This is a genomic window from Streptomyces sp. NPDC058051 (genome assembly GCF_042885475.1).
GTDB lineage: Bacteria > Actinomycetota > Actinomycetes > Streptomycetales > Streptomycetaceae > Streptomyces.
In genome coordinates this window covers 148,069-159,927 of sequence record NZ_JBHVRW010000001.1, presented here as the reverse complement: position 1 = coordinate 159,927, position 11,859 = coordinate 148,069, and the positions used below count along the sequence as shown (strand labels likewise).

General features: G+C 72.3%; 12 protein-coding genes and 1 riboswitch. Of the genes, 2 read left to right on the top strand and 10 right to left on the bottom strand.

All coding sequences use genetic code 11. From position 1 onward, the window contains the following. Positions 1 to 21 precede the first annotated feature (21 nt). Positions 22 to 212: riboswitch (cobalamin riboswitch) on the bottom strand. A gap of 77 nt (positions 213 to 289) precedes the next feature. From ACFVUT_RS00750 to ACFVUT_RS00715, 8 genes are all read right to left on the bottom strand, one after another. Continuing rightward, the gene (locus ACFVUT_RS00750) at positions 290 to 1,513 is read right to left on the bottom strand and encodes a beta-ketoacyl-[acyl-carrier-protein] synthase family protein (protein ID WP_389642075.1); all 1,224 of its coding nucleotides are present in this window, start codon (positions 1,511 to 1,513) and stop codon (positions 290 to 292) included. Further along, entirely contained in the window at positions 1,510 to 1,788 is a 279-nt protein-coding gene (locus tag ACFVUT_RS00745; protein WP_389642072.1) for an acyl carrier protein, read from the bottom strand. The genes ACFVUT_RS00750 and ACFVUT_RS00745 overlap by 4 nt, the downstream gene beginning before the upstream one ends. A gap of 87 nt (positions 1,789 to 1,875) precedes the next feature. After that, positions 1,876 to 2,052, bottom strand: coding sequence for a hypothetical protein (locus ACFVUT_RS00740; protein WP_389642069.1), 177 nt, complete (start codon positions 2,050 to 2,052; stop codon positions 1,876 to 1,878). After that, positions 2,049 to 3,923 carry an acyl-CoA dehydrogenase gene (locus ACFVUT_RS00735; RefSeq protein WP_389642066.1) on the bottom strand — a complete coding sequence of 625 codons (1,875 nt, stop codon included), beginning with the start codon at positions 3,921 to 3,923 and terminating at the stop codon, positions 2,049 to 2,051. Before ACFVUT_RS00735 ends, ACFVUT_RS00740 begins: the two co-directional genes overlap by 4 nt. A 13-nt stretch (positions 3,924 to 3,936) precedes the next feature. Beyond that, the gene (locus tag ACFVUT_RS00730) at positions 3,937 to 5,214 is read right to left on the bottom strand and encodes a beta-ketoacyl-[acyl-carrier-protein] synthase family protein (RefSeq protein WP_389642063.1); all 1,278 of its coding nucleotides are present in this window, start codon (positions 5,212 to 5,214) and stop codon (positions 3,937 to 3,939) included. 196 nt (positions 5,215 to 5,410) lie between these two features. Beyond that, on the bottom strand, positions 5,411 to 6,343 hold the full coding sequence (locus tag ACFVUT_RS00725) for a carbohydrate kinase (protein WP_389642060.1): 933 nt from the start codon (positions 6,341 to 6,343) through the stop codon (positions 5,411 to 5,413). A gap of 387 nt (positions 6,344 to 6,730) precedes the next feature. After that, on the bottom strand, positions 6,731 to 6,994 hold the full coding sequence (locus tag ACFVUT_RS00720) for a type B 50S ribosomal protein L31 (protein ID WP_389642057.1): 264 nt from the start codon (positions 6,992 to 6,994) through the stop codon (positions 6,731 to 6,733). Positions 6,995 to 7,144: 150 nt separating this feature from the next. Beyond that, positions 7,145 to 8,032 carry an ABC transporter substrate-binding protein gene (locus ACFVUT_RS00715; RefSeq protein ID WP_389642054.1) on the bottom strand — a complete coding sequence of 296 codons (888 nt, stop codon included), beginning with the start codon at positions 8,030 to 8,032 and terminating at the stop codon, positions 7,145 to 7,147. Between the two features lie 209 nt (positions 8,033 to 8,241). On the opposite strand from ACFVUT_RS00715, the gene ACFVUT_RS00710 reads away from it, so the two are divergent. Then, complete coding sequence (locus ACFVUT_RS00710) at positions 8,242 to 8,742, top strand: GNAT family N-acetyltransferase (protein ID WP_389642051.1); 501 nt, start codon at positions 8,242 to 8,244, stop codon at positions 8,740 to 8,742. A gap of 67 nt (positions 8,743 to 8,809) precedes the next feature. On the opposite strand, the gene ACFVUT_RS00705 is transcribed toward ACFVUT_RS00710, so the two are convergent. Further along, positions 8,810 to 9,127: a cupin gene (locus tag ACFVUT_RS00705; protein WP_389642048.1), complete on the bottom strand. Its 318-nt coding sequence runs from the start codon at positions 9,125 to 9,127 to the stop codon at positions 8,810 to 8,812. 292 nt (positions 9,128 to 9,419) lie between these two features. Beyond that, a complete protein-coding gene (locus ACFVUT_RS00700; protein ID WP_389642045.1) occupies positions 9,420 to 9,902 on the bottom strand; it encodes a GNAT family N-acetyltransferase in 483 nt (160 codons plus the stop codon). Between the two features lie 249 nt (positions 9,903 to 10,151). Here ACFVUT_RS00700 and pgm point away from each other — a divergent pair, with 249 nt between their 5' ends. After that, positions 10,152 to 11,792, top strand: coding sequence for a phosphoglucomutase (alpha-D-glucose-1,6-bisphosphate-dependent) (gene pgm / locus ACFVUT_RS00695; RefSeq protein ID WP_389642043.1), 1,641 nt, complete (start codon positions 10,152 to 10,154; stop codon positions 11,790 to 11,792). Positions 11,793 to 11,859: the final 67 nt, after the last annotated feature.

Genomic DNA, 11,859 nt, shown 5'->3' with positions numbered 1-11,859 from the left:
CCGTACGGAGCCTGCACCCGTTACCGGGTGGCAGGTGCCAGCAGGTCTTCGGACTCGGGTTCTTGCGGACGGAGCGCCTTCCCAGGACTCCCGAGGGTGGTCCCAGTGGCTGTGGCCCCGCCCGTCCCCCTCACCGCTGCGCGTCAGTTCCGGATTCCCACCGGATTCCCTGACCCCATACGTGGAGTTCGACTGGCTCCGGCAAGCTATCACGAGCCTCCGCGCAGCTCACCGGCGGTGCGACCGGTGGTACGCCGGGCTGTGTCCCGTCGCACCACCCGCCCGGTGCCTACGGATGCTGGAGGGCGATCACGGCGTTGTGTCCGCCGAAGCCGAAGGAGTGACTGACGGCGCGCCTGATGGGCTGCCGCAGGGGTTGCTTGGTGACGCAGTTGATGTCGAACTCGGGCGCCGGGGCGTCGAGGTTGGCGATCGGCGGGACGACGCCGCGTTGGAGCGTCAGCACGGTCAGTCCCGCCTCGATCGCTCCGGCCGCCCCCATGCAGTGCCCCAGCACGCCCTTGGGGGCGGTGACGGGCGGCCGGTGGGGGTAGACCCGGCCGATGAGGGCGGCCTCGGCGGCGTCGTTGGCCGGTGTGGCCGTGCCGTGGGCATTGACGTGGTCGACGTCTTCGGCGGCCCAGCCCGCGTCGCGCAGCGCGGCCTCGACCGCGGCCTGGGCCACCGCGCCGGAGGGGTGCGGCCTGGTGGGGTGGTAGGCGTCGGTGGTGGCGCCCGTGCCCGCGAGCAGTGCCCGTGGCGCGGCGTTCCGGGCGGTGGCGTCGTCCGCCCGTTCCAGCACCATGACGGCGGCGCCCTCGCCCATGACCAGCCCGGAACGGTCGGCCGCGAAGGGCCGGCAGCGCCCGGCCGGGTCGCCGTCCGCCCCGGCCGCGGCTCCGGACCGGGAGAAGCCGGTCATGGCGACCCGGTGGATGATCGACTCGGTGGCGCCGGCGATCGCGATGTCGCACCGGCCCATGGCCAGCAGATCGCGGGCGACGGACAGCGCGGTGGCGCCGGACGAGCACGCGGTGCACGGGGCCATGCTGGGACCGGTGGCGCGCAGTTGGATGGCGATCTCGGCCGCGGGCATGTTCGGAATGGTGAGCAGGATGCCCGACGGCGAGGTCGCGTCCGGTCCGTGCCGGTCGAGCACGACGGCCTGTTCGGTCAGTGCGGAGGAGCCTCCGCTGCTGGTGCCGACGACGACGGCGACCCTGCTGCCCTCCCACCCCGCCGGGTCGAGTCCGGCGTCGGCGACCGCCTCCCGGGCGGCGAGTACGGCGAACTTGACGTACCTGCCCATCCGGAAGGGCGTACGGCCGCCGATCGCGGCGTCCAGATCGATACCGTCGACCGTGCAGGCGAAGTCGACCGCGCACCCTTCGAGTGCCGCGACGGTACGCACCGGTGAGACTCCGGCGCACACACCTTTCCAGGTGGATTCGGTGTCGTTGCCGACCGGGGTGATCATTCCCAGGCCGGTCACGGCGATGTCGGGCCTTTTCATCGGGTGTTGCTCATCGGTGCCTCGCCGCCCGCCGGTGTCCCGCTGTCCGCTGTCGTGTCGATGAAACGCGTGATGTCGGCCAGGGTGGCGCCCTTGGGGAGCTTGTCGAAGTCCCCGTCGCCGCCCGTCGTCTCCCTGATGAGGACGGCGAACTCGGCGACGGCCAGGGAGTCCATCTCCAGGCTGTCCATCGTGGAATCCGGGTGGATCTCGGCAGCGGGCACTTTGAAGGTGTGGATCAGCACCTCGGTGATCCTGGGATGAATCGCACGCATGAGCTTCCTCTCCATCGTTCGGTACGGCTGTCGGTGACGGTGCGGGAATCGTCCCGACGCCGAATCAACTGGGTGGAGTCCCTCCAGTTACGCCTTGTGGCGAACCGATTCGTCACCGCGCTTCCCGAACCACGCGCAGCACCGGGCCAGGACGGCTGGCGTACCCCAGAAGGCCAGCAGCACAGCACGGACGCCGAGGGCCTCGGCCGCCTCCCGTGCCCGGCCGGACCGTACGGCTGTTCCCGTCCTCGTCGCGGCGCTCATCGCTCCCCCCGGTCGCGCGTCCGGCCCGCGTCCAGGTGCCAGCCGCCCGCCGGATCGTCGTACGCGTCGACGTAGTCGGGCCCCGCGATGGGCCAGTCGGCGAGCAGTTCCTGCGGCAGCGCGAAGGAGTCGGCGAGCACGGGCAGGTGCGCGGCGACGGTGGCGATCAGTTCGTCCGTCAGGTCCGGCAGCGCGTTGACCTGCGCGGCCGTCACATACCCCGCAGCCAGCAGATCACCGCTGCCGCGGGCGATCCGGTCGAGGGCGAACAGCCGTTGCAGCTCGACCAGCAGTTCGCGGGCGGGCCCGTACGGCAGGCCCGCCACCGCGTCCGCGTACGCCTCGGCCGCCTGCCGGTGGGCGTGCGCCTCGACGCCGCGCAGGGCGGCACCGGATGCGGCGTTCCACCGTGCCAGCGGGTCTCCGTGCGGTGCGCGGCCCATTCCGTGCCTGGCCCGGTCGAACCAGATCTTCTCCAGCGCCGCCAGGAGTCTGCCGAGGAACCGTGGATCGGAGAGGTCACCGGATTCGCCGCCCACGGGGACGTCGTACACGGCCGGTTCGGTGGCGAAGAGCATCTCCGCTGCCGCCTTGGCGTGGATGGCGAGGTTGTCCCCCTCGGCGGTGATGGCGCCTTCCACCCCGGTGACGAGCGCGCTCATGCCGTTGTTCTCCAGGAGCGCCTGGGCACCGCACCGTTCACGGCATTCGACGATCACGTCCCTGGCCTGCCAGGTGATCCATCCCTTGGCTACGGCGACCAGCCGCTCCGCCTCCGCCCGGTCCGGTGCAGAGTCCTCGTCCAGTCCCTCCCAGCGGTCCAGCGCCCTGCGGTGCAGCAGGCTCATCGCGAAGACGGCGGCCATGGACCGGGCGAGCGGACCGTGGTGACTGCGGTGCGCCATCACCGGCACCTGGTGTGATCCCCGGGGCCCGGAGATGTACCGGTGACCGCCGTAGCGGACGGCGACGGCGAGCGTCGCGCGCGCGGAGCCGACCGCGCAGGCGCTCATCGAGATCTTGCCGGAGGTGACGCGACCGATCGACGTGAGGAGGCGGCGCCTGCGGTTGGCGACGGCGCTGGTGAACTCGCCGTCGTCACCGATCCGTCCGTGGTCCCCGCCGAGCAACGCGTCGCGCCCCACGAAGACCTGGTCGAAGGAGGTCAGGGCGTGGTCCACCGGGCTCCCCAGGCGCGCGGGAAGTGTGCGCACCCGCACGCCCGGCAGGGTCCGCACCGCATCGGTGAGCGGCACGAGGAAGAGGAAGACACCCTGGTCGACGCCGTCAACGAGCAGGCGCGCGGCCACGAGGCCGGTCTTGGGGCCGCCTGCCGGCGTGGTGTTGGGCATGAACTTCTGGGCGCCGGCGTGCGGCGTGCGCAGCACGAACCCGTCACGTGCGCGGTCGTACGCCGCGGTGGTCTCGACGGCCGCCGCGTCGTTGCCGTGCGCCACCTCCGTACAGAGGAAGGTGCCGATGCCGCGCAGCAGCAGGAAGTCCGACAGATCGCGTCGGCCGCCGTCGCCCTCGTGATCGAGGAGGCTGCCGAGGAAGAGGTTGTAGTGGATGCCCGCCACCGTGGCGAGGGCCGGGTCGACCGGGCCGAGCCATTCGTGCAGGGCCGCGAGGGCACGTGTGTCGGCGGCGAGCCGGGCACCGCTGTCGAGACTGTCATTGAGGACGCGCAGCCGGTCGTAGGCGAGACGCAGGCGTTCCTCGGGGGTGCGGAGTTCCGGACGGCGGAACGGTTCTGTACTGATCAGCCGCCGCCAGAAGCCGTGCTCCTGGCGGACGTTGTCGCCGAGGAGCACACCGGTGAGGAGTTCCCTGGTCCGTTCGGCAGAGGGGCTGTCGAGGATTGCGGTCATGAGACAACAACGATCAGCCGACGGTGAGGACACCGGGGGCCGTCCACGGCGGGCCGTCCGGCTCGGCGCGCCGGAAGGCGAGCACGACGTTGTGTCCACCGAAGCCGAAGGAGTGGCTGAGTGCCCGCTCGACGTGCTGCCTGCGGGGCTCCTTGAGCACACAGTCGAGGTCGAAGCCGTCCGGCAGCGAGTCCAGGTTGGCGATCGGCGGGACGAGGCCGTGTTCCAGGGTCAGTACGGTGGCCACCGCTTCGATCGCGCCGGCGGCGGCGAGCGTGTGCCCGAGCACCCCCTTCGGGGCGGTCACCGACGGCCGGTGGGGGAAGAGTCCGGAGATGACCGCGGTCTCCATCGCGTCGTTCAGTGGGGTCGAGGTGCCGTGGGCATTGATGTGGTCGACCTCGTCCGCCGCCCACCCCGCCTCGTCCAGGGCGGCCTCCACGGCCCTGCGCGCCCCCGCCCCTTCCGGGTCCGGGGCCGTGGGGTGGTACGCGTCGGTGGCGGAGCCCGCACCGGCCAGCAGGGCGCGCGGCCGTCCCCCGCGGGCGTGCGCGTCGCGGGCCCGCTCCAGTACGAGCACACCGGCCCCCTCACCGATCACGAAACCGTCCCGGTCCGCGGCGAACGGCCGTGACGCCCCCGCCGGATCAGCGGTGCGCAGGGAGAGCGCCCCCATTCCCGCGAAGGCGCTCACCACCAGCGGATTCAGTACGGACTCCGCCCCGCCGGCCACCACGACATCGCATCGGCCGCTCGTCAGCAGGTCACGGGCGACGGCGATCGCGGTCGCCCCGGACGCGCAGGCGGTGGCCGGTGCCAGGCTGGGGCCGTGGGCCCGCAGGGCGATGGCCACCTCACCGGCGGCGGCATTGGGCATCATCATCGGGACGAGGAGCGGCGACACCGCATCCGGTCCGCCGCCGTCCAGCCTGCGCACGTTGTCGACGAGCGCGGACACCCCGCCCACCCCGACGCCGAGCACCACTCCGACCCGGCCGCCGTCCCACCGTCGCGAGGACAGCCCGGCGTCCGTCACCGCCTGACGGGCGGCGACCAGTGCCATCTTCACGAACCGTGCCATCCGCCAGGCCGAGCGCCCGCCGACGGCCTCGTCCAGGTCGGTTCCGTCGACCGGACAGCCGAAGTCGACCGGGAGTCCTGCCAGTTCGTCACAGCTCCGGGCCATGGAGGCTCCGGCGCACAGCCCTGCCCAGAAGGTGTGCTCGTCCGCGCCCGCGGGAGTCACCAGTCCTACTCCCGTCACCGCGATCCCCGTGTCGGCCCGCCCCATGTTCCGCACTCTCCTCCGTAATCGATCACGTCTACCGGTTGTCGAACGGCCGTAGCCCCCGGGAGGATGCGTCCACTGGGCCGAACGGGTCATGGACGGGCCCGGTGGACGGAGCGGCGCGGTGCGGCCCGGGGCCTCGGGCCGGCCCTGCCGCCACAGGTGCCACCGCCGCGCGGGGGCGCTGGCACCGTCGTGTTCAGCCCCGGGCGAGTGCCGCCCTCAGCTCGGCCTCGTCCGGTGGGTTGGCTCCGGCCCGTGCGACGGTCACGGCGGCGGAGGCAGTGGCGTGGCGCAGGATGTCGGTCGTGGTGTCCCTGTCCAGCGAGCGCAGCCGCGTGCGGCCGTCCGTACCGAGCAGGCCGTGGGTGGCGAGCGCGTGCAGGGTGCCGGACATGAAGGCGTCACCCGCCCCCACTGTGTCGACCACATCGGTGGCGAACGCGTCGACCGTCACATGCCCGCCGGGGAGGACGGCGAGGGCGCCGTCACCTCCCCGGGTGACGAGGACGACGGCCGGGCCCGTGGCGAGCCACCGCTCGGCGACCGCCCCCGGATCCTGGCCCGGATACAGCCACTCCAGGTCCTCGTCGCTGGCCTTGACCACGTCGCTGAGCGCGACGCAACGCTCGGCCTTGCGAACGGCCTCGTCGTGGTTCCCCATCAGCTCGGGGCGCACGTTGGGGTCGTAGCTGACGGTCGCGGAGGTCCGCAGCGACTCGACTGCGGCGAGGACGGTGGCCGCTCCGGGCTCGCTCACCGCCGCGATGGATCCGGTGTGGACGTGGTGGGGCGGCCTGTCCAGGGAGGTCGGGGCAAGTGTCCAGGTGATCTCGAAGGTGTACGTGGCCCGGCCGTCCCCGTCCAGGGTCACGGCGGCGGACGGGGTGGGCGCCGTGGCTCCGTCCGTGCGGACCTCGACCCCGGCACCCGCGAGATGGTTCCTGATCAACCGCCCGTCGTCGTCGGGGCCGAGCTGGGTGAGCAGGGTGGCGCCGTGCCCGAGCCGGGCCAGACCGTAGGCGACGTTGGCCGGGCTGCCTCCGGGGTGGATCCGGTCGGCCTCACCCGGTACCCGGACGATGTCGGCTACGCATTCGCCGATGACCAGCAGGTCGAGTCTGTCGAGCATGAGGTTGGGATCTCCTGGAGTGCGGTGACGAAGGTGTCCTGGCAGGCGGTGCGGCCTCCCCACACATTGAGCCCGATGCTGCCGCCCGCGCGGCGCGGGGGTCGGTCGCATCGGTGGCGCGGGTGGGCGAAGGCATCAAGGGATGTCCGGAGGGCGCGTGGACGCACAACGCCCTCCGGCCCCGGAAGGGGGCGGGAGGACGCTGTGCGGGAGGCGGGGCGGTTCGGCCGGGCAGGGGGCTGTTTCGGCCGTGTACGGCCCGTCGGGTCCGGGCCGGGCCGCACGCGAGTCCCCTCGGGGCCGAGTACGGGCCGAGTACGGGCCGAGTACGGGCCGAGTACGGGCCGAGTACGGGCCGAGTACGGGCCGACTGCCGTGGGGACGCGGTCAGGAGGCGTCCGTGTTCCCCTGTTCCCCGTACCGGCGCTCGAACTTCGCGACCTGCCCCTCGGAGTCGACCACGCGCGCCTTCCCGGTGAAGAACGGGTGGCTCTCCGCCGAGATCTCGACGTCGATGACGGGGTAGCTGTTGCCGTCGTCCCAGTCGATGGTCTGCTCGCTCGATGCGGTGGACCGGGTCAGAAAGGCATAACCCGCCGAACGGTCACGGAAGACCACGGGACGGTACGGCGGGTGCTTGTCCTGCTGCATGTCTGCTCCTGGCAACGTACGGTGTCGGCTCGGGGCGCTCCGGATCAGCCTGACGAACCGGTGCGGCCGGCGCGATCGGTGGCGTCCGTACGGGGCAACGGCACACACGGCGGGCACAGCCCGCGACCGCGCCCCACGGCCACCTGCGCGTCATCGCCCCTGGGCGACGGCCTCCAACGCGTCGGCCACGAGCGTCAGGAACCGTGCGTGGGCCTGGGCACTGCACACCGGCTCAGGGTTCCAGGGCAGCACCCGGGCGGCGTGCGCGATCGCCGACCACTGCTCGTGCACCCGGAGCTCGCCGAGCGGGGTGGCGTTGGCCCGGGTGTCGACGAGCACGATGTCCGGGTGCAGGTCCGCGGCGTCCGCCCAGCCGACCGTGGACCAGTTCGCCCCGGGTCCGTCGGCCGGTTCCACGAGGCCGACGCCGAGCTCGGCCAGCACGCGCAGTTCGGGCCACATGCGGGGACGCGCGAGATGTGCCTGATCCTGACCGGCCGGCGACAGGGCGACGACCCGGGGCCGGTCCGGTCCGTCCGCGAGCGCGCGCAGCCGGTCCCGTGCGGTGTCCAGATCCTGGGACGCCGTCGTGCCCTCCTGCGCGCCGAGCGATCGTGCCAGCTCCGCGAACCGGTCACCGATCTCCGCGAGGGTGCGCGCCTGTCCCACGTCGATGACGACGACGGGGACCTGCTCCTCCAGATGCTTGGCGGTCTCCGGGGCGAGCCCGTAGACATGACCGCCGCCGTAGCTGACGGCGACGACCAGATCCGGCCCGCCGCTCAGCAGGGTGTCCACATCCAGTGTGCTGCCCGCGCCGAGATAGCCGACCTCGGTGAGCGGCAGCGACCCGGTCTTCGCCGCGTCCGGCACAACTCCGTTGTCGTGATCGGATCCGAATATCGCGTCCGGACGTATGCCGTGGTCCCACAGCGTCGCCCCGGCCTGGACATAGGCGAGCACCCGAGTCGGGCGCCGCCCGGCGGTCGACACCTGTCCACGATCGTCGGAGAACTGCCACACGGTTTGCTCCCTCACGTCACACGGCCCTCAGCACCGGCCGCTTCGCCCCTCGTCCGAGCTCGTACACCTGTACTGCCCACCCCGACCGCGCGACACCCTCCATTTTCGGCCTGTCCGGTACGGGTGGCGCGAAGACGCTCGCGGGTGTCCGGGGCCGGCGCGCGTCCGGCTCCGGTGGACGGGCCCGCGCGGGCTCGTGGGAACGGGCGTGTGATGCTGGGGCCATGACCGATCGAGCCGGAGTTGCCGTGTCCCGGTGGCCCGGGCGGAGTCCTGCCGACGAGGAGGGGCCCGCGCGGCTGCTGACGGCCTACCATCTGCGGACCCAGGCGGAGAAGGGCGAAGCCGTCGCCGACGCGGCCGATCTGCCCGCCCGCTACCGCGCGGAGATCTCCGACCCGCGGACGGCGTTCCATGACGACACCGTCCTGCTGGCGACGGACGAGGGTGTCGCCGTGGGCTGTGTCGTGGTCACGGCCCACGTCGGGGGACGGTCGGAGATCAAGCGGCTGTGGACCGATCCGGAGTTCCGTGGGCGCGGCATCGCTTCCCGTCTGATGGAGGCCGCTCTGACGCACGCCGGTCAGAGCGGCGTCGGCACGGTCCGGCTCTCCGTGTGGAAGTGGCGCACGGGTGCCATCACCCTGTACGAGCGGCTCGGCTTCGTAACCACTGATCGGTGGGACGCGCGGGACGATCTGTTGTGCATGGAGCGCACCGTGTGAGTGGGTGCCGGACGTCGCCCCGCCGGGGAGGGCAGTCGGACACCACCGGAATTCGTGGACGCCGCCGTCACTCGTTGACGGTCGTGAGCAGGACCACCGCGTCCTCCAGCGCCAGCAGCCCGTGCCGCTCCTGCGGGATCGGCTGAAGTCCGCCGGCGCCCACTTCCACGTCGCCCGAGGCCGCCGTGAGACGCACCCTGCCGCGGAGCACCTGGAGGGAGGCCGCAGTGGGTGCGTTGTGTTCGTCGAGTGCGGAGCCCGAGGTCAGGGCGATGACAGTCTGGCGCAGGGGGTCCTCGTGCAGGAGGCGGTGGGCGCTGCGGCCGTGCGCGGAGCTGCGGGCCGTGGCCAGGTGCTCGTCGGCGAGGGCATTCAGATCGTCCATAGGCCCACTGTGCCGCAGCCCCCGCCCGCTCGCGATCCTGCCGGGAGCCTGCGCACGGGGCATCCGCACCTCTCCGCCGGCCCCGCACGGTCTCAGCTCCGCGGCCGGTCGCGGAGCTGACGGCCGCGGAGCTGACGGCCGCGGAGCTGACGGCCGCGGAGCTGACGGCCGCGATGTCCTTCGGTGGAGCCGGATCGGTGCGACACGGGCGCAGGGCTTCGCCGTGGCGGCTGAGCCCCGACTGCGGACCCGTGCTCAGCCGGTCGTCGGCGTACGCGGACGGGGCGGCCCGTCAGTTGTGCGCGGTCCACCGGTATCTGACGTCCGGTTCCTTCTCCTCGTTGCGGCTGCCGTCGTCGAACCCGACCGCGGTGAAGCCGTGCCGCTCGTAGAAGGCCCGGGCGTCGGAGTTGCGCTGGAAGGCGTACAGGTTCAGCTCGTCGGGGGCGAGCTCCCGTGCCTTGGCCAGGAGGAGCGATCCGATGCCCCGCCGCCGCACGTCCGGTCGCAGGTAGAGGTGTTCCAGCTCGGTTCCGTCGAGGGAGGCGAATCCCAGCAGCTCCCCGGTGCCGGTCTCGGCGGCCCACACCGTTGTTCCGGGCAGCACGACGTGGGTCATCCAGGCGAGTGTCTCCTCGTCGCTGTGCACCTTCGGCAGGTACGGCATGGTCGCGGCGCGGCAGGCGAGGAAGAGTCGGGTGAGCGGCTCCGCGTCCTCGGCGGTCGCCTCGCGCAGCAGGACGCGGTCGGCCGTGGCGGACACATTCGGTGCCATCCCGTCTCTTCCCCTCCGGTCAGAACCCGCCGCTTCTCACGAGCCGCGGTGGACTGTTCGTGTTCGTGCCCGCACCATAGGCCCCGGACCAGCCGCTTCTCCACGGAATTCCGGCCGCCCGTCCCGTCCGGCTCCGCCTTTCGCGCCGGTGCGCGTCCGCGGCGGGGCAGTCGTCGGCCGGTGCGGGCCACCCGCGAAAATGGCGGAGGGGAAGATCGCAACGACCGACCGATACGGAGGAGTGGGCACATGCCGCACGAACGAGCTGGACAGCCGGCCCGGCCGGAGGATCTCATCGATGTGGCCCGGCTGGTGACGGAGTACTACACGCTCCACCCGGATCCGGCCGAGCCCGGCCAGCGGGTGGCGTTCGGCACCTCCGGCCATCGGGGGTCGTCCACGGCCACCGCGTTCAACGAGGACCACATCGCCGCCACCAGCCAGGCCATCAGTGAATACCGGGCACGACAGGGCACGGACGGACCGCTCTTCCTCGGCGCCGACACCCATGCGCTGTCGGAACCGGCCCGTGTCACCGCCATCGAGGTGTTCGCCGCGAATGACGTGACGGTGCTCATCGACCCGGCCGACGGCTGGACTCCGACTCCGGCGGTGTCGCACGCCGTCCTCACGCACAACCGGGGCCGGACCTCCCGGCTCGCCGACGGTGTGGTGGTCACCCCGTCCCACAACCCGCCCGGCGACGGCGGCTTCAAGTACAACCCGCCGAACGGCGGTCCGGCGGGTTCCGAGGCCACCGGCTGGATCCAGGAACGGGCCAACGAGATCATCGCGGGCGGGATGAAGGACGTGCGCCGCCTCCCCTACGCCCGCGCGCGGGCGGCATCGACCACCGGGACGTACGACTTCCTCGGCACCTACGTCTCAGACCTGCCCACCGTGCTCGACCTCGACGCGATCCGCTCGGCCGGGGTACGCATCGGTGCGGACCCGTTGGGCGGCGCGTCGGTCGCCTACTGGGGCCGTATCGCCGAACAGCACCGGCTCGATCTGACCGTGGTCAATCCCCTGACCGACCCGACCTGGCGGTTCATGACGCTGGACTGGGACGGGAAGATCCGGATGGACTGCTCGTCGCCGTACGCGATGGCCTCGCTGATCGGGCAGCGCGACCGGTATGACATCGCGACCGGAAACGACGCCGACGCCGACCGGCACGGCATCGTCACGCCCGACGCCGGGCTGATGAACCCGAACCACTTCCTCGCCGTGGCCATCAACCACCTGTACACGCATCGCGAGCAGTGGCCGGCCGGCGCGGGCGTCGGCAAGACGCTGGTCTCCTCGGGAATGATCGACCGGGTCGCCGCCGACCTCGGCCGCGCACTGGTCGAGGTGCCGGTCGGCTTCAAGTGGTTCGTGGACGGGCTGGTCGACGGAACCCTCGGTTTCGGCGGCGAGGAGTCCGCCGGGGCCTCGTTCCTTCGCCGGGACGGGTCGGTGTGGACGACCGACAAGGACGGCATCATCCTGGCGCTGCTCGCCTCGGAGATCCTCGCGGTGACGGGCACGTCCCCGTCGGAGCACTACGCGGAACTGACCGCCCGGTTCGGCGAGCCCGCGTACGCCCGGATCGACGCACCCGCCGACCGCGAGCAGAAGGCGGTACTCGCGCGCCTCTCCCCCGAGCAGGTCACGGCCGACACCCTCGCCGGTGAACCCGTCACGACCGTGCTGACCCACGCGCCCGGCAACGGCGCTCCGATCGGCGGCATCAAGGTCACCACCGAGAACGCCTGGTTCGCCGCCCGCCCCTCGGGCACCGAGGACGTGTACAAGATCTACGCCGAGTCGTTCCTGGGCGCCGACCACCTCGGCCGGGTGCAGGAGGAGGCCAAGGCCGTGGTCTCCGCGGCGCTGGACGCCTGAGTCAGATGTGCGGCCGGGGCCGCCACCCGACCTGCCCGAGAACGGGGCGGACACGGCCCCGGCCGTG